The sequence below is a fragment of the Bradyrhizobium sp. Ghvi genome, from assembly GCF_900115265.1.
In the GTDB taxonomy this organism is placed as follows: Bacteria; Pseudomonadota; Alphaproteobacteria; order Rhizobiales; family Xanthobacteraceae; genus Bradyrhizobium.
Genome location: NZ_FOVU01000009.1, coordinates 117,700 through 140,007 on the forward strand (window position 1 = coordinate 117,700; position 22,308 = coordinate 140,007).

The 22,308-nt window shown below is 64.2% G+C and carries 18 protein-coding genes; 10 read left to right on the top strand and 8 right to left on the bottom strand.

Going from position 1 to position 22,308, the window contains the following annotated elements:
- The first annotated feature begins 330 nt into the window (after window positions 1–330).
- Complete coding sequence (locus BM374_RS28675; RefSeq protein ID WP_092300262.1) at window positions 331–1,137, top strand: SDR family NAD(P)-dependent oxidoreductase; 807 nt, start codon at window positions 331–333, stop codon at window positions 1,135–1,137.
- Window positions 1,138–1,146: 9 nt separating this feature from the next.
- On the opposite strand, the gene BM374_RS28680 is transcribed toward BM374_RS28675, so the two are convergent.
- The 4 genes from BM374_RS28680 to BM374_RS28695 are packed head-to-tail and all read right to left on the bottom strand — an operon-like array spanning window position 1,147 to window position 5,408.
- Window positions 1,147–1,845, bottom strand: a complete 699-nt coding sequence (locus tag BM374_RS28680) for a molybdate ABC transporter substrate-binding protein (protein ID WP_092300265.1) — start codon at window positions 1,843–1,845, stop codon at window positions 1,147–1,149.
- A complete protein-coding gene (locus tag BM374_RS28685) occupies window positions 1,842–3,971 on the bottom strand; it encodes a xanthine dehydrogenase family protein molybdopterin-binding subunit (RefSeq protein ID WP_092300268.1) in 2,130 nt (709 codons plus the stop codon). The genes BM374_RS28680 and BM374_RS28685 overlap by 4 nt, the downstream gene beginning before the upstream one ends.
- Window positions 3,968–4,438, bottom strand: coding sequence for a (2Fe-2S)-binding protein (locus BM374_RS28690; protein WP_092300271.1), 471 nt, complete (start codon window positions 4,436–4,438; stop codon window positions 3,968–3,970). The genes BM374_RS28685 and BM374_RS28690 overlap by 4 nt, the downstream gene beginning before the upstream one ends.
- Window positions 4,439–4,451: 13 nt before the next feature.
- Complete coding sequence (locus BM374_RS28695) at window positions 4,452–5,408, bottom strand: Bug family tripartite tricarboxylate transporter substrate binding protein (protein ID WP_177248601.1); 957 nt, start codon at window positions 5,406–5,408, stop codon at window positions 4,452–4,454.
- Window positions 5,409–5,660: 252 nt separating this feature from the next.
- Here BM374_RS28695 and BM374_RS28700 point away from each other — a divergent pair, with 252 nt between their 5' ends.
- Both BM374_RS28700 and BM374_RS28705 read left to right on the top strand, forming a co-directional pair.
- A complete protein-coding gene (locus tag BM374_RS28700; RefSeq protein ID WP_092300277.1) occupies window positions 5,661–7,751 on the top strand; it encodes a molybdopterin oxidoreductase family protein in 2,091 nt (696 codons plus the stop codon).
- A gap of 126 nt (window positions 7,752–7,877) precedes the next feature.
- Window positions 7,878–8,660: an enoyl-CoA hydratase/isomerase family protein gene (locus BM374_RS28705; RefSeq protein ID WP_092300568.1), complete on the top strand. Its 783-nt coding sequence runs from the start codon at window positions 7,878–7,880 to the stop codon at window positions 8,658–8,660.
- A 982-nt stretch (window positions 8,661–9,642) separates the two neighbouring features.
- Here the strand turns inward: BM374_RS28705 and BM374_RS28715 are convergent.
- Together BM374_RS28715 and BM374_RS28720 are read right to left on the bottom strand one after the other, a co-directional pair.
- Entirely contained in the window at window positions 9,643–10,071 is a 429-nt protein-coding gene (locus tag BM374_RS28715) for a GlcG/HbpS family heme-binding protein (RefSeq protein ID WP_092300280.1), read from the bottom strand.
- On the bottom strand, window positions 10,064–13,072 hold the full coding sequence (locus tag BM374_RS28720; protein WP_177248588.1) for an FAD-binding and (Fe-S)-binding domain-containing protein: 3,009 nt from the start codon (window positions 13,070–13,072) through the stop codon (window positions 10,064–10,066). The genes BM374_RS28715 and BM374_RS28720 overlap by 8 nt, the downstream gene beginning before the upstream one ends.
- A gap of 215 nt (window positions 13,073–13,287) precedes the next feature.
- On the opposite strand from BM374_RS28720, the gene BM374_RS28725 reads away from it, so the two are divergent.
- The 6 genes from BM374_RS28725 (at window position 13,288) to BM374_RS28750 (ending at window position 19,117) form a co-directional block, all read left to right on the top strand.
- Complete coding sequence (locus tag BM374_RS28725; RefSeq protein ID WP_092300283.1) at window positions 13,288–14,481, top strand: pyridoxal-phosphate-dependent aminotransferase family protein; 1,194 nt, start codon at window positions 13,288–13,290, stop codon at window positions 14,479–14,481.
- A gap of 32 nt (window positions 14,482–14,513) precedes the next feature.
- Window positions 14,514–15,308: an enoyl-CoA hydratase/isomerase family protein gene (locus BM374_RS28730; protein ID WP_092300286.1), complete on the top strand. Its 795-nt coding sequence runs from the start codon at window positions 14,514–14,516 to the stop codon at window positions 15,306–15,308.
- Window positions 15,309–15,440: 132 nt separating this feature from the next.
- Window positions 15,441–16,427, top strand: a complete 987-nt coding sequence (locus BM374_RS28735) for a Bug family tripartite tricarboxylate transporter substrate binding protein (protein ID WP_092300290.1) — start codon at window positions 15,441–15,443, stop codon at window positions 16,425–16,427.
- Window positions 16,428–16,493: 66 nt separating this feature from the next.
- Window positions 16,494–17,036 carry a tripartite tricarboxylate transporter TctB family protein gene (locus tag BM374_RS28740; RefSeq protein ID WP_092300293.1) on the top strand — a complete coding sequence of 181 codons (543 nt, stop codon included), beginning with the start codon at window positions 16,494–16,496 and terminating at the stop codon, window positions 17,034–17,036.
- Window positions 17,037–17,047: 11 nt separating this feature from the next.
- Window positions 17,048–18,565 (top strand): tripartite tricarboxylate transporter permease, encoded by a 1,518-nt coding sequence (locus tag BM374_RS28745; RefSeq protein WP_092300296.1) that lies wholly within the window; start codon window positions 17,048–17,050, stop codon window positions 18,563–18,565.
- Window positions 18,566–18,637: 72 nt separating this feature from the next.
- On the top strand, window positions 18,638–19,117 hold the full coding sequence (locus BM374_RS28750) for an outer membrane protein (protein ID WP_283807095.1): 480 nt from the start codon (window positions 18,638–18,640) through the stop codon (window positions 19,115–19,117).
- 80 nt (window positions 19,118–19,197) lie between these two features.
- Here BM374_RS28750 and BM374_RS28755 read toward each other — a convergent pair whose 3' ends face one another.
- Together BM374_RS28755 and BM374_RS28760 are read right to left on the bottom strand one after the other, a co-directional pair.
- The gene (locus BM374_RS28755) at window positions 19,198–20,391 is read right to left on the bottom strand and encodes a CaiB/BaiF CoA transferase family protein (RefSeq protein WP_092300574.1); all 1,194 of its coding nucleotides are present in this window, start codon (window positions 20,389–20,391) and stop codon (window positions 19,198–19,200) included.
- A 127-nt stretch (window positions 20,392–20,518) separates the two neighbouring features.
- On the bottom strand, window positions 20,519–20,731 hold the full coding sequence (locus BM374_RS28760; RefSeq protein ID WP_349510002.1) for a hypothetical protein: 213 nt from the start codon (window positions 20,729–20,731) through the stop codon (window positions 20,519–20,521).
- A gap of 285 nt (window positions 20,732–21,016) precedes the next feature.
- On the opposite strand from BM374_RS28760, the gene BM374_RS28765 reads away from it, so the two are divergent.
- Window positions 21,017–22,308 (top strand): M10 family metallopeptidase (locus BM374_RS28765; protein ID WP_177248602.1); only part of this gene is annotated, 1,292 nt, incomplete at its 3' end.

A 22,308-nucleotide genomic window follows, 5' to 3' on the forward strand; every position in this document is an offset into this window, starting at 1 on the left:
CTGCGGGAAGATCAACTAGGAGATTAGGAGGGGGATGGCTCGTGCGCCGTTGCAGGAATCGTATGTTCTCGAACCAAAAGCCGGGCGCGAGACCATCCTAGCGGCCGTGTCCGGTGTCTCGCGCTCAAGCGCCCCTCCCTGAATCCATTTCCCCGTTGGCCTTCCTAAGGGCGCATGGAGCAAGGAGTCCAAGTTGAAGCGAGTATCGATCGATACCGTTTTTGAATTGATGGCTCGGCTGCCACGTGTACGACATTTGGACCTGAACCTCTCGTATCCCGGCCGGTTGGCTTGCATGGGCGACCGGCCGCAACATAAAAAGGATGTGCCGTGACCGACTATCGCAAGCTCTTCGATCTCACCAGCAAGACGGCCGTGGTGCTTGGCGCCGCATCGGGCATCGGCAAATCGTCGGCCGAAGCGCTGGCCGCGCTTGGTGCTCGCGTCGTCTGCGCCGATCGCGCGCTCGAGGCGGCCGAGGCGACCGCTGCCGGCATCCGCGACAAAGGTGGCTGGGCCGAGGCGGCCGCGTGCGACGCTGCGAGCGCTGCGGAGGTCAATGCGCTCGCCAAAAGCATGATGCAGAAATTTCCGCGGCTCGACATCGCCGTGACGACGCCCGGGCTCAACATCCGCAAGACCATCCTCGACTACACCGAGGAGGATCTCGATCGCGTCCTGAACCTCAACGTCAAAGGCACGGTCTGGTTCTTCCAGGCGTTTGGCCGCATCATGGTCGAGCAGAAGGCTGGCAGCATTATCGCCTGTTCCTCGGTGCGCGCGGTGACGATCGAGCCGGGGCTCGGCGTCTACGGCTCGACCAAGGCGGCGATCGGCCTCCTGGTGAAGGGCTTTGCCTCCGAGGTCGGTCATGCCGGCGTGCGCGTCAACGCAATTGCGCCGAGTATCGTGGAGACCGCGCTGACCAGTCCGTTCAAGCAGCGGCCCGACATCTACAATCTCTACGCCGGTCACACCGTGTTCAACCGCTGGAGCAGCGCCGACGAGGTCGCCACGGCGGTGGCCTATCTCGCCTCGGATGCCGCAAGCTATGTCAGCGGCAGCACGCTGTTCGTGGACGGCGGCTGGACCGGGGTCGACGGTCCGCCGACCGGTCTGACCCAGTTGCACAAGTAAGGTTCGCATCTAACCGGCAAAGCCCATGCGCTGGCGCAGCTCCCTTTGATCTGCGCCGGTCAGCAGTGCGATCAATGCGGACGCTTCGTCCGGGTGCGCGGCCCCTGCGGTTACGCCAGCCGTGTACATCGTCACCAGCTCGGATCCCGGCGGCAGCGAGCCGGCAAGCTTGATGCCGTCGGTCGCGATGATTTCGGTCGCCTGTGTGCATCCGATCGGCCGCGCCGCGGTGGACACGGCCAGCTCACGCATCGCCGTTGCGCCATTCGGAAAGACCTTCAGGCGCGAGGCGACCTCATAGGCGATGCCGAGCTGATCCAGCACTTTCGCGACGTGCTGACCCGCGGTCGAGGCCTTGGTATCAGGGACGTAGATGGCGTCCGCAGACCGCAGCACTTCGCGCAGATCGGCTTCGGTCTTCACGGTTACCACGGGATCGCGGCTGCGGACGGCGAGGGCGGTTTCCACCCGCCCGACATCCGCAATCGAGGAGGGACTGACCAGCTTCTCCGCGGCGAGCTTTGCGAGGAGGGCTTGTGTCAGGATCACGAGATCGGCCGGCGTGCCCGCGCGCAGCTTGTCAGCCATCACACCGACTGCGCCGAACTCGCCGTCAATGCCGAAGCCGGTCTGCGCCTTGAAGGCCTCGGTGAGGCCGCGCACCAGCCCTTGCGCCGCGCCGCCGCTCAAGATGTTCACTGTTGTCACGATGCAAGCTCCATGGCTGCGATAATTCTGTCGCGCGTGATCGGCAGGTCGCGCACCCGCACGCCGAGGCAATCATGGACCGCGTTCGCGATCGCCGCTGTCACTGGGCCGTGCGCAGCTTCGCCGGCGCCGACCGGCTCGATCTCCGGGCGCTGAATAATCTCGATGTCTACTGCCGGCACCTCGCTGAAGGCCAGGATCGGATAGTCCGTCCAGGACGTCGATGTGATACGCGTGCGGTCGAAGCGGACACGCTCCTTCAGCACCCAGCTCGTTGCCTGGATCGCGCCGCCTTCGATCTGGTTGACGACGCCGTCTGGATTGATGGCCTCGCCGACGTCCACCGCAAGCGTCAGGCGCCTGACGCGGATATCATCGCTGCCTTCGACCTCGGCAATCGCGGCGCAATACGCGCCTGTGTTCTTGTAGCGAGCAAAGCCGACGCCGTACCCGATGCCGGGTTGTCTCGCAGGCTTCCAGCCGGCGCGTCGCGCAACGGCGCGGATGACGTCCTTCGCTCGCTCGTCGCGGAGATGTCTCAAGCGGAATGCGATCGGGTCTTCACCGCGCAGGGTCGCGATTTCGTCGAGCAGGGATTCGATGGCGAACACATTGCCTTGCGCGCCGAGGGTCCGCAGTGCCGAGGTGCGGACCGGCATGGCCAGCAGGCGGTAGCTCGTGATCGTCCAGGCCGGGAAGTCGTAGAGCGGAACCGAGTTGCGGTCGCCGCCGCCGCCATTGGCCGCCGGCGGATTCGTCGAGATCATGCGCGGATAGGAGTTTGCGAGCTCGCTCGCTGCCAGCAGAGCAGGCTGTGTCGCGCGCCCAGGTCGTGCGGCGTGACCGTTGCTCCAGATCGCATGGCGCCAGCCGACGATCTCGTTCTCGGTATCGAGATCGGCCTCGATCTCGATCGCCATCGCCGCACCAAACGGCGCGTGGCACATTTCGTCGTGACGCGACCACTGCACTCGCACCGGGCGGCCGCCAGCGGCTTTGGCCAGCAGCACCGCGTCGAGCGCGACATCGTCGGCCGCATTGTGCCCATAGCAGCCCGCGCTCTCCATATGCTCGACGACGATGTTCTCGGCCGGCAGCTTGAGCACGATGGCGAGGTCGGCGCGCAGCAGGTAGACGCCCTGGCTGTGCGTCCAGACATGGACTCGGTCGCCATCCCATTGCGCCATCGCACAGGAGGGTGCGATCGATGCGTGCGCGATATAGGGGCGGGTGTATTGCCGGCGGAGCGTGCGGGTAGCTCTTGTCGTTGCCGCGGCTCTGGTATCGATGATGGTCGTCTCGACCGGCTGGCTTCTCAAGAAGCCAGCCAGATTGTTTTCATCCGGGAGCGGCTCGCCGGCGGACCATGTCGCGCCCCGGCGTAAAGCTTTCAGCGCCGCTTCGGCCGAGGTCTCGCTGTCGGCGACCACGCCCGCAAAGCTGCCATCGCGGACGACCGAGATGAGCCCAAAAATGCTGCGGACGGTTGCTTCGTCGAGCATGCGCAACTTCGCGCCGGGCAGGACCGGCCGCAGCACGCGTCCGTGCACAAGATCTGGCAGCTCACTGTCGTGGATGAAGCGCGGCCGTGCGAACACCTTGTCGGGAATGTCGATGCGTTGCACCGAATGTCCGGCTACCGCGCGTTTGGCGACCGTCTTCGCCGAAGCACCGACGGAAGCCTCTTGGTCGAGGGAAACCTCGCTCGCGAGCTCCCAATAGCTGGTCCTGACATTGCCAGGTCCCGAGATCGTGCCGTCCTCGACACCGAGCAACGCTGCATCGACGCCGAGACGTTCGGATGCTGCGGCAAGGAAGCATTGGCGCACCTCGGCGCACACCTGGCGCAGCGCGCGGCCGGATTGCTGGATCGAGAGGCTGCCGGAGGTGACGCCTTCGTTCGGGCTCACAGCCGTGGAGGCGCGGATCATTTCGATGCGGCCGATCTCGACCTCGAGCTCGTCCGCCGCGATCTGCGCCAGCGCCGTGACGATGCCCTGGCCGATTTCGACCTTGCCGGGCGAGATCGCCACGCGGCCTTCGCCGGTGATCTTCACCCACGACGATAGTCTTGGATTGGCTGCCAGGCTGGGCGGCAGTTTCGGGGCAGGGGATGGCGCACTCATGACGTTGCCGTCTCCGCTGCCGCTCGCAGCACGGCACGGACCATGCGGTTGTGCGACCCGCAGCGGCACAGATTGCGATCGAGCGCCGCCCTGACCTCGCTCTCCGTCGGCGATGGATTGCGCTTGAGCAGTGCCGCCGCGCTGATCAGGATTCCCGAGACGCAATAGCCGCATTGCATCGCCTGTTCGGAGATGAAGGCGCGTTGCAGCGGATGTGGTTGCTCGGCGCTGCCGAGGCCCTCCAGCGTGACGACGTCCCTGTCTGCCGCCGACCACATCGGCATGTCGCACGAGGCCATTGCGCGTCCGTCGACCATCACGTGACAGGCGCCACATTCACCGGCGCCGCAGCCGAGGTGCGGACTGGTGATTCCGAGCCGGCCGCGCAACACATCGAGCAGGGTCTGATCCGGATGGGTATCGACGGCAGTCGGCGTGCCGTTGAGCCGGAACTGAATGGTGGGCATAAGCAGAACGGCCTCAGGACTTGTTGAACTTCTTGACGACATCGGCCCATTTCGCGATGTCGCCGCGCAGGAACTTGTCGAATTCGTCGGAAGTCATCGACATGGGCACGGCACCCTGCTCGGTCCAGAGCTTGACGATGTCGGGCCGCTTCACCATCGCGTTCACGGCTGAATTGAGCTTGTCGATGACAGGCTTTGGCGTACCCGCCGGGGCCATCAGGCCGAGCCAGATCGTCGCCTCATAGCCAGCGACGCCGGCCTCGCCGGCGGTCGGCACGTTCGGCAGCACGGTCGAGCGCTGCTTGCCGGTGGTCGCAAGCGCGCGGACCTGGTTTTCGCCGATGTTCGGCGCCATGGCCGGGACAGCGTCGATCATCATCTGCACCTGACCGCCGATCACGCCGCTGCGCGCTTCACCGCTGTTGCGGTAGGGGACGTGGACGACATCGATGCCGGCCATGGCTTTGAACAGCTCGCCGGCCATGTGATATGGCGTGCCCTGGCCCGAGGAGGCGTAGTTCAGCTTGCCGGGCTGCGCCTTCGCGAGCGCAATGAACTCGGCAAGCGTCTTCACCGGGACTTGCGGGTTCACTACAATGACGAGATCGGAATAGTTCACCGGCGCGATCGGCGCGAGATCGCGCATCAAATCGTATTTGCGCTGCTCCGGCGTCAGCAGCGATTCATTCGCGGTCTGGGTGTTGGACATCATCAGCAAGGTGTAGCCGTCGGCCGGCGACTTCGCCGCCTCGACCGTGCCTATGACGCCGCCCGCGCCGGTGCGGTTCTCGACCACGAAGGGTTGGCCAAAGCGCTCCTGGAAGGCTTGGCCGATCAGCCGGGCCCCGACGTCGGCTGGCCCGCCGGCGCCGAACGGCACGACGATGCGGACCGCGTGCGCGGGATAGTCCTGTGCTGGAGACGGGCTTGCGAAGAATGCGGTGAGCAGGCCGGCAGCCAGCGCCAGCATGAATTGTCGGGATGTCACGCCCACCTCCCTGAACTCGTTTTTGTTTGATGGCACTGTAACGGTAGCCCGCGCGGCCTGTCGACGCCCTACAAGGTCGATTTCGGCCGGAATATCCAAGGCGTTTCGGTGTGACGGTCGGGGCATTTCGCGGTCGCGGGAGGAACAGGCGGAGCGCGGGTTTGAGCATTTTGCATGGGCATTGCCGGATAAATGCCCTCGGCTCACAGGTATTTTGGTGTTACGAAATCGGCCATGAACCAGCACGCCAAGATCGAGATCCGCCACTCCACCTGTCCGCATGATTGCCCGTCGGCCTGCGCGCTCGATGTCGAGGTGGTCGAGGGGCGCAGCATCGGCCGCGTGCGCGGCTCGAAGAAGCAGACCTATACGGCCGGCGTGGTCTGCGCCAAGGTTGCTCGCTACGCCGAGCGCATCCATCACCCCGAGCGACTGATGTATCCGCTGCGCCGGATGGGGCCGAAGAGCTCCGGTCAGTTCGCGCGGGTTTCGTGGGACGAGGCGCTGGACGAGATCGCCGCTCGCTTCAACGAGGCCGAGCGCGAATTCGGCCCGGAATCGATCTGGCCGTATTACTACGCCGGCACGATGGGGCTGGTGATGCGCGACGGTCTCAACCGTCTCACGCATGTGAAGAAATATTCGCGCTTCTATCAGACCATCTGCGCCAATGTCGGGCGCATCGGCTTTGCGATCGGCACCGGCAAGATTGCCGGCGTGGATCCGCGCGAGATGGCGCTGTCCGACCTCGTCGTGATCTGGGGTACGAACCCCGTCAACACGCAGGTCAACGTGATGACGCATGCCGCGCGGGCGCGGAAGGAGCGCGGCGCGAAGATCGCTGCGGTCGACATCTACGATAACGAGACCATGAAGCAGGCGGACATCAAGATCCTGTTGCGGCCCGGCACTGACGGCGCGTTTGCCTGTGGCGTGATGCATGTGCTGTTCCGCGACGGCTATGCCGACCGCGCTTACATGGACAAGTACACCGACTGCCCCGATGAACTCGAGGCGCATCTGAAGCCGCGCACACCGGAATGGGCCTCGGCGATTTGCGGCGTACCGGTGGCGGAGATCGAGGCCTTCGCCAAGGCGGTGGGCGAGACCAAGCGGACCTTCTTCCGCCTTGGCTACGGTTTCACGCGCTCGCGTAACGGCGCGATGCAGATGCATGCCGCGAACTGCATTCCCGCTGTGACCGGCGCCTGGCAGTATGAAGGCGGCGGCGCTTTCTTCAACAATTACGCGCTGTGGCACTTCAACGAATCCGTTATCGAAGGCCACGACGCCATCGACAAGACGGTCCGCGCCCTCGACCAGTCGCAGATCGGCCGCATCCTCACCGGCGATGCCGAGGCCCTGCTTGGCAAGGGCCCGGTCAAGGCGATGCTGATCCAGAACACCAACCCGATGACGGTCGCACCGGAGCAGGCGCTGGTTCGCCAGGGCTTCGCGCGCGAGGATCTTTTCGTCGCTGTGCACGAGCAGTTCATGACCGAGACGGCGCTGATGGCCGACATCGTGCTGCCGGCGACCATGTTCATGGAGCATGACGATCTCTATTACGGCGGCGGGCACCAGCACATCTCGGTCGGTCCGAAGCTGATCGATCCGCCCGGCGAATGCCGCTCGAACCATGAGGTGTTGCAGGCCTTGGCGCCGCGGCTCGGTGCCAAGCACCGGGGTTTCGAGATGACACCCCGCGAATTGATCGACACGACCTTGAGGCTCAGCGATCACGGCGACATCGGCGGTCTCGAAGCCGATCTCTGGCGCGATCTTCAGCCGGGCTTCCGCACCTCGCATTATCTCGATGGCTTCGCGCATCCCGACAAGAAATTCCACTTCAGGGCGGACTGGGCGCATCCGCCGTTCGGCCAGACCATGGGCGATTTCGACAAGATGCCTTCGCTGCCGGACCATTGGGCGGTGATCGAGCACACTGACCAGGCGCATCCGTTCCGGCTCGCGACCAGCCCATCGCGCAGCTTCCTCAACACCACGTTCAACGAGACCCCGTCCTCGCAGGCACGCGAGGGCAGAGCGAGCGTGATGATCCATCCGCTCGATGCGGCCATGCTCGACATCACCGACGGCGACGTCGTGACGCTCGGCAATATCAGGGGCGAGACCACGCTCATCGCCGTATTGTTCGAGGGCGTGCGGCGTGGCGTGGTGATCGCGGAGTCCGTGCACCCGAACAAGAATCATATCGGCGGCCGCGGCATCAATGTGCTCACCGGTGCCGACACCATCGCCCCGATCGGCGGCGCTGCGTTCCACGACAACAAGGTCTGGATCAGGAAAGCCGCCGCGGCTTGAACCGCTCCTTGATGCTCCGCGATTTTGTGTCGAGGCGCTAAAGCGGCGCCTTTCGGCAGATTGCCCTTGCACCTCGCGCCGAAGCTGCCGCAAATGGCTGCAAATCGGGAGCAAGGATATCGCGTCATGACCGACACCACAGCCGTCATCACCGAGAAGCGCGGGCAGGCGTTCTGGATCACCATCAACCGGCCGGAGAAGCGCAATGCGCTGAACGGCGAGGTGATTGCCGGCATCACGCGTGGCTATCGCGATGCACATGACGACAAGGATGTACGCGTCATTGTGCTGACCGGCGCGGGCGACAAGGCGTTCTGCGCCGGCGCAGATTTGCAAAATTCCGGTGCGGCGTTCGCGATGGATCACTCCCGGCCGAATGTCGATTATGCCGATCTGCTGCGCTTGTCGCAGAACGCCACCAAGCCCGCGATCGCGCGCGTCGGTGGCGTCTGCATGGCCGGCGGCATGGGCCTTCTGTGCATGACCGACATGGCGGTTGCGGCCGATCATGTCATCTTCGGGCTGCCGGAGGTGAAGGTCGGCGTGTTTCCGATGCAGGTGCTGAGCCTGCTGCAGGAGATCGCACCGCGACGCCTCGTCAACGAATGGGCGCTCACCGGCGAGCCGTTCGATGCCAAGGCTGCAAAGGATGCGGGCCTGCTCAACTATGTCGTGCCGTCGGCCGAGCTCGACGCCAAGATCGATTGGCTGATCGGCCGCATCGTCGACAAATCCCCGACCGCGATCCGCCGCGGCAAATACGCCATGCGCGCCATCGCCGCGATGTCGTTCGACGAGAGTATAGCCTATACCGAAAGCCAGATTGCCCTGTTGGCCATGACTGAGGACGCCAAGGAGGGGCTGAAGGCGTTCGCAGAAAAGCGCAAGCCGATCTGGACGGGGAGGTGATAATGCCCGGCTCTCGTGTCCCGGACGCGCTGCAGCTGTAACGCTGCTGCGCAGAGCCGGGACCCAGGAGCCGCCCCGGTAACACGAGGAGAGATGGGCCCCGGCTCTGCGGCGCATCACTGCGTGCTGCGCAGCGTCCGGGGCACGAGACCCCAAATTCACTTCTCAAACAGCAGACGCAGCATTGCCTTCTCGCGGCGTCCTCCGCCCGAGGTTTGCTCTCCGCTTTACACCCCCTCGAAGGAAAGGGCGCAGGGAAGGCCGGGTGCCGACTGGCACCCACGGTCCGCTGTGCGCATGTAGCGCAAAAGAGATTGCACAGCGGCATACAGGTGAAGCCGAACACACGGCCTTCCCTGCGCAGTGGTCGGACGGCTTATGCCGTGCTCTCCCGGGAGCCGAATTCCTTCTGGCCTCCCTCGTCTTACGGAAGTCGCCGACACCGCGCCGGTTGACGCCAATGCCGCATCCGCAAGACTTGACCGTAGCGACGACGGCCAGGACCACACGGTTTTGCCGTACGCAGGCAGATCCCGCTTCGCCCCAAGGGGCTTCGCGGGACGCGGCGCCGTTCGTACAACGCGGCTTGCGAGCGGCTCACGGGGTTCGGCTCAATCCATCGCCCCGCCCCGCCACTCGCATCCGCGACGGCGCTGCCCAGCGTCCACCGCAGCCCGATCCGCGGTTCGTGACGACGTACGACCGCCCCTTTCGCCGGATCAGGATGGGCGATGCATACGCCAAATCCGAATTTCGGTAAAGTGGAATATTTTGATGCGGGGCGATTGACCGAGGGGTTGGATGTTTTGCCCGTCAGGCAACACAAGCGCTGGTGCGTAGGGTGGATTAGCCCTGCGGATTGCGCGAAGCGCAAGCCACTTGGCGTAACCCACCACTTCTATGCCCGCGGAGGCAGAAGAGGTGGGTTACACCCCGCAACTGCGCTTCGCGCAGTCGCAAGGCTAACCCACCCTACGGCAGCTCAACCCGCGTTGGCCTTCAGTCCGGCCGCTTGGATGCCGGCGACGGCGCAGGCTTCGTCATTGTCCGACGTGTCGCCGGAAACACCCACCGCGCCAAGCAAGGTCGCGCCGTCCATGATCAGCACGCCGCCGGGGACCGGCACGAGCGCGCCCTTGGCGATGGTGTTCACGGCGTCGATGAAATAGGCCTGCTCCTGCGCCCGCTGATACAGCGCGCGCGAGCCCATGCCCATCGCGAGGGCGCCGTAGGCCTTGCCGTGCGCGATCTCGGCGCGCATCAGGCTGGTGCCGTCCTGGGCGGCGGCGATCTTGAGCACGCCGCGCGCGTCGAGGATAGTGACGACCAATGGCTTCAACTTCAGCTCGTTGGATTTGGCAAAAGCGGCGTCGAGGATCTTTCGGGCGGTGTCGAGCGTGAGGTCAGCCATGGCTGGGTTCCTTTGTCGCGGTTGAAGTAGAAATGGGCTCGGCGCGATCGAGGCTCATCGCCAGCACGCGTACGACGTGAAGCGCCTCGCGCTGAGCGCCGTCATGGATCTGGTGGCGGCAGGAGGTGCCGTCGGCGACGACCAGCGTGCCTTGGTCCGCGCGCCGCACGGCGGGCAGCAATGACAGTTCGGCCATCTCGATCGAGGCATCATAGCTATCGGCGCCATAGCCGAAGGCGCCAGCCATGCCGCAGCAGCTCGACTCGATGGTTTCGACCTCAAGGCCGGGCACGAGCCTCAGCACCTGCTCGACCGGCTTGAGGGCGCCGAAGGATTTTTGATGGCAATGGCCGTGTACCAAGGCCTTCTCGGCGACAGTGCCGAGCCGCAGTTGCAGCCGGCCAGCCTCGGCCTCGCGCACCAGGAACTCCTCGAAAGTGAGGGCATGGGCACCCACGGTCTTGGCGTCCTCGTCCTTGCGCAGCGAAGCGAGCTCGTCGCGCAGCGTGAGGAGACAACTCGGCTCGAGGCCGACAATGGGTACGCCGCGCGCGGCAAAGGGTGCGAAAACCTCCACCAGTCTATCGAGCTCCGACCTGGCTTCATCGACGAGTCCGGCGGAGAGGAAAGTGCGGCCGCAGCAGAGCGGACGGCTGCCGCTGGCAGGCTTGGGCAGATGCACGCGATAGCCGCCGGCCGTGAGCACACGCAGGGTAGCGTCGAGATTCTCGCGCTCATAGATGCGATTAAAGGTATCGGCGAACAGGACGACCTCGCGGCCGTCCGCTGGGCCGACAACCTCTGCCGGTGGCACAAACACGTCGCTACGGAAGGCCGGCAATGCGCGGCGTGCGCTGATGCCGGCAAAGCGCTCGAACAGCTTTCGCAGCAGCGGGCTGTGATTGCGCAAATTCCCCAGCGATGCGAAGCGCGAGGCGAGGCCGGCGTAACGCGGGAGATAGCCGACCAGGCGATCACGCAAGGTCAGGCCGTGAGTGGCGGCACGCGCAGCCAGCACCTCGATCTTCATCTTGGCCATGTCGACGCCCGTAGGGCACTCGTGGCGGCAAGCCTTGCAGGAGACGCAAAGTTTGAGCGTTTCCAGCATCTCGTCGGAGGACAGCGCATCGGGGCCGAGCTGACCCGATATCGCGAGTCGCAGCGTGTTGGCGCGGCCGCGGGTGACGTCCTTCTCGTTGCGCGTGGCGCGGTAGGATGGGCACATCACGCCGCCCTCGAGCTTGCGGCAGGCGCCGTTGTTGTTGCACATCTCGACCGCGCCCTGAAATCCGCCGCCGGCGCCGGGATAGGCCGACCAGTCGAGCTTGGTCTTCAGCTCGCCGACGCGATAGTCCGGCTTGAAGCGGAACAGCGAGCGGTCGTCCATCCTGGGCGCATCGACGATCTTGCCCGGATTGAGCACGCCTTCAGGGTCGAAGCGATGCTTCACCTCGCGGAAGTCGGCGACGAGGCGCTCCCCGAACATGGTCTCGTGGAATTCGGAGCGCACCAGGCCATCGCCATGCTCGCCGGAATGCGAGCCCTTGTATTCGCGCACCAGGGCAAAAGCTTCTTCGGCGATGGCGCGCATCGCCTTGACGTCTTTTTCAAGCTTGAGGTTCAGCACGGGCCGCACATGCAGGCAGCCTTCCGAGGCGTGCGCGTACATCGTGCCGCTGGTGCCGTGTTTCGCAAACACCTCGTTCAGCCGCGCCGTGTAGTCGGCGAGATGCGGCAGCGGCACGGCGCAATCCTCGACGAAGGAGACCGGCTTGCCCTCCTGCTTCATCGACATCATGACGTTGAGCCCGGCGGCGCGGAAATCGGCGATGCCGCTCTGCAAGGCAGGTTCTGATATCTCGACCACGCCGCCCCATTTGCGCTTCTCGTTGGCCCAGCCGAAGCCGAGATCGCCCATCAGCTCGTTGAGCTGTTTGAGGCGCATGAGATTATCGGCCTGATCTTCTTCGGCGAACTCGACCACCAGCACGGCGTCCGGATCGCCCTTGATCGCGGCGGAGATGATCGGCTTGAACATGGCGATGTCGCGGCCGAGCGCGATCATGGTGCGGTCGACCAGTTCGACCGCGATCGGCTTGAGCTTGACCAGATGCTGGGCGGCGTCCATCGCCTCGTAAAAGCTGCCGAAATGGCAGACGCCAAGCGCCTTGTTGCGGATGACGGGCCACAGCTTCAGCTCGACCTTGGTGGTGAAGGCGAGGGTCCCTTCGGAGCCGACCAGCAGATGCGCCATGTTGTTGCGCGGATTGCGCGGCACCAGCGCATCGATGTTATAGCCGCCGACGCGGCGCTGCACCTTTGGAAAGCGCGCCGCGATCTCGTCGGCCTCGCGAGCGCCGAGATCGAGCATGTCGCGGAATAGCGCGCGCACGGTCTCGCCGGCATCGCTATCCGAGAGATCGCGCGAGACCTCGCCGAAGCGGCTCAGCGTACCGTCGGCGAGCGAAGCTTCCATCGAGAGCGTGTTGTCCCGCATGGTGCCGTAGCGAAGCGAGCGGCCGCCGCAGGAATTGTTGCCGGCCATGCCGCCGATGGTGGCGCGCGAGGCGGTGGAGACGTCGACCGGAAACCAGAGGCCGTGCTTTTTGAGCTGGCGATTGAGGTCGTCGAGCACGATGCCGGGCTCGACCACGCAGGTCCGGCCCGCGACGTCCAGCGACAGGATCTTGTTGAGGTGCTTTGAGAGATCGACCACGAGCCCATCATTGACGGTCTGGCCGCATTGCGAGGTGCCGCCGCCGCGCGGGGTGACCTTGATGCCCTCGTCGCGGGCGATCGCCAGCGCCCGCAGGGCCTCGTCCATGGTTCTGGGGACCACCACGCCTGACGGCACGATCTGGTAGAACGAGGCGTCGGTGGCGTAGCGGCCGCGGCTGAAGCCGTCGAACAGGACGTCGCCCGTGATTTCGCGGGCCAGACGCGCCGCCAGGCCGTCCCTAGGGGCTGATTTCCGTGATTTTCCGGTCACTTCCGCCGCCATGATCCGCTCTCGGCTGTTTGCTGGCCCGTCTTGCCTACGGTCGCCGCGCTTGGCAAGGCGAGCCCTGCTTCTTGTGCATTGACGGCCTCCCCCGGACGAGGGACAAGCCCAGCGAATAGTGATATGCGAGCGGCTCACCGGACCCGTGGATCGGGCGGCCAGACGCAAAGCCAAAATCGACTTCAAGACAGACTTCAAGACCGGGAAGGACGCCCATGACCGTGCATACTGGAAGGCATTTCCTACAGATTCCAGGACCGACCAATGTGCCCGACCGCGTGCTGCGGGCGATGGACATGCCGACGCTGGACCATCGCGGTCCGGAGTTTGCCGAGCTCGGTTTCGCGGTCCTGGCCTCGATGCAGCGGGTGTTCCGCACCAAGCAGCCCGTGATCATCTTCCCATCGTCCGGCACCGGCGCCTGGGAAGCGGCGATGGTCAATGTGTTCGCCCCCGGCGACAAAGTGCTGATGTGCGAGACCGGCCAGTTCGCCGTGCTGTGGCGCGGCATCGCCGACAAGTTCAAGCTCGACGTCGACTTCATCCCGAGCGATTGGCGCCATGGCGCCGACCTCGCCGAGCTCGAGAAGCGCCTGGCCGCCGACAAGCAGCACGCCATCAAGGCGGTCTGCGTCGTCCACAACGAGACCTCGACAGGTTGCGTCACGCCGCCGCTGGAGGTGCGCAAGCTGCTCGATCGCGTCAAGCATCCGGCGCTGTTGATGGTCGATACCATCTCGGGCCTCGGCTCGATGGAATATGAACACGATGCCTGGGGCATCGACGTCTCGGTCGCGGGCTCGCAGAAGGGCCTGATGCTGCCGCCGGGCCTCGGCTTCAACGCCGTCTCCGAGAAGGCGCTCGCCGTTGCCAAGGCCAATCCCGGCATGCGCTCCTATTGGGACTGGCAGGAGGTCATTTCCTTCAACAAGCTCGGCACCTTCCCCTATACGCCCGCAACAAACCTGCTCTATGGGCTGCGCGAAGCGGTCAAGATGCTCGAGGAGGAGGGACTCGAGAACGTCTGGTCCCGCCACAAGCGCCACAGCGCGGCAACGCGCGCCGCGGCCAAGGTCTGGGGCCTGGAGACGCAGTGCGTCGATCCCGCCGCGCATTCGCCGGCGCTGACCGGCGTGCGCGTGCCTGACGGTTTCGATGCCGACGCCTTCCGCAAGGTGGTGCTCGAAAACTTCGACATGTCGCTTGGCACCGGCCTCAACAAGGTCAAAGGCAAGGTGTTCCGCATCGGTCATATCGGTCACTTCAACGACCTGATGCTGATGGGCACGCTCGCCGGCGTCGAGATGGGCCTGGATCTTGCAAAGATTCCGCACCGGAGCGGCGGCGTGCTCGCGGCCATGGACGTCCTGAAGGGACGCGATACGGTACCGATGACGCAGGTGGCCTGAACTATCAAACTGGAAGAAGAAGTGAGCGCGCGATGAACGCACCGACTGCCAACGAAGACCTGCTCTACTCCGTCACGGACGGCATCGCGAGGATCACCTTCAATCGCCCGCAGGCGCGCAACGCCATGACCTTCGCCATGTATGACCGCATGGCGGAGATCTGCCTGGAGATCAACGTCGATCGCTCGATCAAAGCGCTGATTTTGACCGGCGCCGGCGACAAGGCGTTTGCATCGGGCACCGACATCTCTCAATTCCGTGCTTTCAAGACCGCGCAGGACGCGCTCGACTACGAGGCGCGGATCGACCGCGTGCTCGGCACGCTCGAACAGTGCCGCGTGCCCGTTATCGCGGCGATCGCGGGGGCCTGCACCGGTGGCGGTGCCGGCATCGCCGCCTGTTGCGACCTGCGCATCGGCACCGAGACCACGCGCATGGGTTTCCCGATCGCGCGCACGCTCGGCAACTGCCTGTCGATGTCGAACATCAGCCGCGTCGTCTCGCTGGTCGGTCCTGCCCGCACCAAGGACCTGATCTTCAGGGCGCGCCTGGTCGAGGCGCCGGAAGCGCTCGCGCTTGGCCTGCTCACCGAGATCGTGCCCGATGTCGAGACGCTGCAGCGCCGCGCCGACGAGACCGCGAAGCTCGTCGCGAGCCACGCGCCGTTGACGCTGGAGGCGACCAAGGAGGCGGTGCGCCGCATCCGCCGAACGCTGTCGCGCGAGGAGGGCGAGGACCTGATCCTCAAGGCCTATATGAGCGAAGATTTTCGCGAGGGCATGGACGCCTTCCTCAACAAGCGCTCGCCGAACTGGAAGGGCCGGTAGCACGCGCTCCGTCCGCCGAAAGTCATACGTGGTGGAATATTCGCCGGCTTGAACTCGCGACCCTTAGTCCGCACAATGCACCGCTAGAATTCCCGGCATCACAAGGCCAATAATAACCAGGGGGCGAAACTCGTGCGAATTCCATTGAAAGCCGTCGGAGCCGCGACGGCCTTGTTGTTGAGCGCGCCCGCTTTTGCCGGCTGGGAGCCCACCAAGCCGGTCGAGATCGTGGTGGCGGCGGGCGCAGGCGGCGCCTCCGACCAGATGGCGCGGATGATGCAGGCCGCGATCCAGAAGAACAATCTGATGAAGCAGCCGATGGTGGTCTCGCTCAAGGGCGGCGCATCGGGTGCGGAAGCGCTGATGTACATGAAGTCCAGCGAGGGCGATCCGAACAAGGTGCTGATCGCCTATTCGCTGATCTACATGCTGCCGTTGTCGGCGAAGATCCCGTTCAACTGGCGCGAGCTAACCCCGGTCTCGGTGATCGCGCTCGACCAATTCGTGCTGTGGGACAACAGCGCCGGCCCGAAGACGGTGAAGGAATTCATCGCGGCTGCGAAGGCCGCAAGCTCGCCGTTCAAGATGGGCGGCACCGGCTCTAAGCGCGAGGACCACGTGCTGACCGTCTTCCTCGAGCAGAAGACTGGCGCGAAATTCTCCTATCTGCCCTACAAGTCCGGCGGCGAGGCCGCGACCCAGCTGGTCGGCAACCACACCGAATCCAACGTCAACAATCCATCCGAGAACCTCGAAGTCTGGCGCGCCGGCCAGGTGCGTCCGCTCTGCGTGTTCGACAAGGAGCGCATCTCCTACACCACCAAGGTGACCGACACGCAGTCCTGGGCTGACATCCCAACCTGTAAAGAAGAGGGCGTCGACGTCCAGTATCTGATGCTGCGGGCGATGTTCCTGCCCGGCAAGGTCACGCCGGAGCAGCAGGCGTTCTATGTCGAGCTGTTCCACAAGGTGACGCAGACCGCCGAGTACAAGGACTATATGGAAAAGCAGGCCTTGAAGCCGATCTTCCTCACCGGCAAGGACATGGTCCAATTTCTCGAGGAAGACGACGCTGTCAACAAGTCGTTGATGACCGAAGCCGGATTCGTCGCCAAGTAGGCTCTCTTCGTCCCTCTCCCGCACCTGGGGAGAGGGAGAATTGACCGCAACATTCCTGGCATAGGCATGTCCCAAACCGATCTTGAAATCGTCGTCGACGATCCGACCGCGCCTGAGGACGACTCCCCGGCCGTCACGAGCACCGGCACGGTCGAAATCATCGCCTGTCTGCTGCTGCTCGCACTCGCCGCAATCCTCGGTTACGACAATTGGCGCACCGGCGCCTCCTGGGATTCAACCGGGCCGGAGCCCGGTTATTTCCCGTTCTATCTCTCGCTCGTCCTTGGCGGCGCCAGTCTCTACGGTTTGATCGCAGCTCTCCTCGCGCGTCGTGGGACAAGCGAGACCTTCGTCACGCGGGCTCAGGCGCGCCGCGTGATGGCGGTGTTCGTGCCGACGCTGCTGTTCTGCCTGGTGACGCAGTTCCTCGGCCTTTATGTCGCGAGCTTCCTCCTGATTGCGGGCTTCATGCGGGCGATCGGCAAGATCGCCCTGTGGAAGTCGTTGCTCACCGCTCTTGTGTTCACGGCGATCATGTTCGTTACCTTCGACATCGCCTTCGACGTCATCATGCCGAAGGGACCGCTTGAAGCGGCCTTCGGGTACTAGGCGGGTCCCCGATGGAAGCATTCGGTCTCCTGCTTCACGGCTTCGCCGTCCTGCTGACGTGGAAGACGCTGGTGCTGATGATGGTCGGACTGGTGCTCGGCATCTTCGTCGGCGTGCTGCCTGGGCTCGGCGGGCCCAATGGCGTTGCGATTCTCTTGCCGCTCACTTTCACGATGGATCCCACCTCCGCCATCGTGATGTTGTCATGCATCTACTGGGGCGCGCTGTTCGGCGGCGCCATCACCTCGATCCTGTTCAACATCCCCGGCGAAGCCTGGTCGGTCGCGACCACGTTCGACGGCTATCCGATGGCGCAGCAGGGCCGGGCGGCCGAGGCTCTGACGGCGGCGTTCACCTCGTCCTTCATCGGCTCGCTGGTCGCGGTGTTGCTCATCACCTTCCTCGCACCGATGATCTCGTCGTTTGCGCTGAAATTCGGCCCGCCCGAGTTCTTCGCAGTGTACCTGCTCACCTTCTGCTCGTTCGTTGGCCTCGGGCGCGAAGCCAAGCACAAGACGGTCATCTCGATGTCGCTCGGCCTGCTGCTGGCCGGCATCGGCATGGACACGGTATCGGGCCAGCTGCGCATGACCTTCGGCTCTGCCGAGCTTCTGCGCGGCATCAACTTCCTGGTGGCGGTGATCGGCCTGTTCGGCATCAGCGAGATCCTGCTGACGATGGAGGAGCGGCTGGCGCTGCGCGGCCATGCCGCGAGCATCTCACTGCGCGTGGTGCTGAGCGTGTGGAAGGACCTGCCGAAATATTGGGTGACGCTGCTGCGGTCCTCCTTCATCGGCTGCTGGCTCGGCATTACCCCCGGCGGGGCGATCGCGGCGTCCTTCATGGGTTACAATCTCGCCAAGCGCTTCGCCAAAGATCCCGAGAGCTTTGGCAAGGGCCGGATCGAAGGCGTGTTCGCGCCAGAGACGGCGGCGCATGCCTCCGGAACCTCGGCGCTGCTGCCGATGCTGGCGCTCGGCATTCCCGGCTCCGGCACCGCGGCGATCCTGCTCGGCGGGCTGATGGTGTGGGGCCTCAATCCCGGCCCGCTGCTGTTCGTCGAGCACAAGGATTTCGTCTGGGGCCTGATCGCATCGATGTATCTCGGCAATGTCGTCGGCCTCCTCCTGGTGCTGACGACAGTGCCGATCTTCGCTTCGATCCTGCGCGTGCCGTTCGCAGCCGTCGCGCCGATGATCGTGGTGTCCTGCGCGATCGGCGCCTATGCCATCCAGAACGCGATGTTCGACATCTGGCTGATGCTCGGCTTCGGTGTGGTCGGTTACGTCTTCAAGAAGATCGGGATTCCGCTGGCACCGTTCACGCTGGCGCTCGTGCTTGGCAACCGCGCAGAGGACGCTTTTCGCCTGTCGATGATTGGCGCCGGCGGCGACCTCAAGGTGTTCTGGTCAAACGGCTTGGTCGGCTCGATTACGACGCTGGCGATTCTGTTGCTGTTCTGGCCCGTCATCGACGGACTGCTCGGGCGCGTCGGAGGGAGGGGGCGGACGAAAACTGCGGCAGAGTAGTTCGGGACTAAGTCAAATAAGATCAATGGCGTGGCCTATCCGTCCTGGTCCAAGTCCTAATGCCAACCGATTATTTCCAAATGTTGCCGCCGCGACAGCGGCGCCTGCGCGGAACCCGTATGGTTCCATCTAGATTGCAGCTCTTATTTCAATTGCGGGGGATCAGGCGGCGGCTTTCTTGTCGACCCGAGCTTGCTGCTCTACGCGACCGGCGGTCTGGCAGTCGGCGAGGTCAAGTTCTCCAACACGCCGACTCTGACGCTGCAGCGCTTCGATGGCAACAGCAACACGCCGATCGGGGGACCGGTATCGGCCACCGGCGCAACAGTGTCGGAAAGCAACACCCGGGTTGGCTGGACGCTCGGCGCGGGCCTCGAGAAGAAGTTCACTCCCAACTGGTCAGCGAAGCTCGAATATCTCTATGTCGATCTCGGCACCAAGACCTACTTCAGCGGAACGGGGAACGATATCGACGTCCGCTTCCGCGATCATATTCTGCGTGCCGGGTTCAACTACCAGTTCACGGCGGGCCCGGTCGTCGCCAAGTACTGATTGTCTTTGACAGCCCAATTGGAGGCCCGGCATCTGCGCCGGGCCTCTTTGCTTTGTGAGGTCGGCGAAGGTCTTGATCTTCAAACCACCTTGGCGGCCCTGAGCGCGGCAATCTCGCCGGCGCCGAAGCCGAATTCCTTGAGAACCTCGTCGGTTTGTTCGCCGAACTCCGGTGGACGCGCCACTATCCTGCTCGGCGTGCGCGACAGCGTGACGGGTTGGCCGACCAGACGGATGTGACGACCCTCATCGTTGGGCACGTCCTGCGCGATCCCGAGATGCTTGACCTGCGCGTCCTCGAACATCTGGTCGATGGCGTAGATCGGCCCGCAGGGCACGCCGGCCTCGTTGAGCTCGCGGACCCAGGTCTCGGTCGACTTCGTCACCGTGCGCTTCTCGATCTCGGCGTTGAGCGCGTCGCGGTTCTTCGAGCGCGCCGGTGCCGTGGCGTAGTCGGGATTGGTGACGAGTTCGGGAGCCCCGACGGCCTGTGCGCAGCGCTCCCAGATCCGTCCGCCCGTCGTGGCAATGTTGATATACCCGTCCGAGGTCTTGAACACGCCGGTCGGGATGCTGGTCGGGTGGTTGTTGCCGGCCTGCTTGGCGACTTCCTCCTCCATCAGCCAGCGCGCGGCCTGGAAGTCCAGCATGAAGATCTGGGCCTGGAGCAGCGAGGTCTGCACCCACTGGCCCTTGCCGGAGATTTCGCGCTCGAGCAGCGCGGTGAGGATGCCCATGGCGCAGAACAGGCCGGCAGTGAGGTCGGCAACGGGGATGCCGACCCGCATCGGGCCTTGACCCGGCGCGCCCGTGATCGACATCAGCCCGCCCATTCCTTGCGCGATCTGATCGAAGCCCGGCCGCTTGTGGTAGGGGCCGTCCTGGCCGAAGCCGGAGATGCTGCCATAGACGATGCGTGGGTTGATCTCGGCGAGGCTCTCATAGTCGATTCCGAGCTTCTTCTTCACGTCAGGGCGGAAATTCTCGACCACGACGTCGGCCTTGGCGGCGAGGCGCTTGAACACGGCAAGCCCGCGCTCGTCCTTCAGGTTCAGCGTCATCGCCCGCTTGTTGCGGTGTAAATTCTGGAAGTCGGAGCCCCGTCGCGGGCCGCCCGGCTGCTCGCCGCCGGAATCCTCGGTCAAGGCGTCGATCTTGATCACGGTCGCGCCCCAATCCGCGAGCTGGCGCACGCAGGTTGGCCCGGAGCGGACGCGGGTCAGGTCGAGCACGGTGAAGCGCGATAGGGCTTCCGAGGCATGCGGAAAGGGCATCTTGGGTGGCTCCGGGAACAGATTGCGGCCTACCATAGTGCCGAAAGATCGGGCGACAAGTCCGGCCCGGCGCCGATACTGCCTGTCAAAATGCGATGCCTCGCGCAGCCCTGGCCCCGTGCAGAGGTCAGCGCGACAATCGCTTGAGCTCTGCGCGCGCCTTCTCGGCCAGCGGGTCGTCGCCATGGCGGGCGATGAACAGCTCGAACGCCTCCGCCGTCCCCTTCTGGCGGGCGAGCTCGTATTCCTCGGCGACCGCAGCCGAGGGGTCGCGGGCCGGGGGAACCGAGGGCGCGCGCCGCGCCTTGCCGCCGTCCTCGGCGTTCGCTTTTCCGATCATGAGAGGCAGTCCTCCGGGGGGCAGGCGATCCGGCCCTGAAAGCACCATCAGGGCGCCGACCAAGCCTACACAGGTCAGGTGGAGTTTCATGATGTCCCTTGCAAATCACGACGGGCAGCCGGAACCGGTATCGGCATCCCGATCCGTATGATTACGGGATTTGATGCTTAACACCGGCTTGCGGAAAAGGTCGGGTCGCTTCGCCCCATTTAAACCAAACGTATATTTCTCAAGCTAGAATCTCACGTCTTCCCCGCGAATCGGGGCTGCTGCTTGGAGATTTTCGTGGCGACCGCTGTCACTGTCAGTGCAACCAACAACGCGGATATCGACGGCCTGCTGTCGGGCGTCAAATGGTCCGGCGCGATCAGCTATAGCTTCCCAGCGCTGTCGACCACCTATTCCTATCCCTATTCCGGCGGCGACAGTGAACCGACCACGTCGGGCTTTTCGTCTGCGCCGACCCAAATGCAGGCGGCCATCAACTACGCCATTGCGCTGATCAAGAGCTACACCAACGCCAGCATCAGCTATAACGGCACCGGCTCCTCCGATATCATGATCGCGCAGTCGCCGGCAGCCAATCCGACGTCTTACGCCTATTACCCCGGCAACTATGCGGCCGGCGGCGACGTCTGGTTCGGCACGCAATACGACTACACGCAGGCGCAGCTCGGCAATTACTATTTCACGACTGCGCTGCACGAGCTCGGTCATGCCTTCGGCCTCAAGCACAGCCAGGAGACCGGCGGCGTCGCCAATGTCGCGGTGCCGACCGCGCATGACGACAGCGAATACACCGTCATGAGCTATCGCAGCTATGTCGGCGCGTCGACGACGTCGGGCTACACCAATGAGCAGTATGGATATCCTGAGACCTATATGGCCAACGATATCCTCGCGCTCCAGACGCTGTACGGGGCGAACTTCACGACCCAGAGCAGCAACACGGTCTACACTTGGAGCCCGACCACGGGGCAGGAGTTCATCAACGGCGTCGGGCAACTTGCGGATGGCGGTGGCGTCGGCGGTTCCGCCAACCGCATTTACGAGACCGTCTGGGATGGCGGCGGCGTCGATACCTACGACCTGTCGAACTACACCACCAACCTGACCATCAATCTCAATCCCGGCGCCTCGTCGGTGTTCTCCACGACGCAGCTGGCTTATCTCGGCAACGGCCACTACGCATCCGGAAACGTCTACAATGCCTATCTCTACAATGGCGACACGCGCTCGCTGATCGACAACGCGACCGGTGGTTCGGGCAACGACACCATCATCGGCAACGCGATTGCCAACGTTCTGAAGGGCGGCGGCGGCAACGACACCATCACCGGGGGCGGCGGCAACGATACCATCGATGGCGGCGCCGGCACGGATACGGCAGTGTATTCGGGCAACCAGGCCAACTACAACATCTCGTACAATTCGACCACGCATGCGTTCACGATTGCCGATCTGCGATCAGGTTCACCTGATGGCACCGATACCGTCACGAACGTCGAGTATTTCCAGTTTGCCGACGGCACTGTTGCGAGTGACGCTCTGACTGCGCCGCCTGTTATGATCGAGTC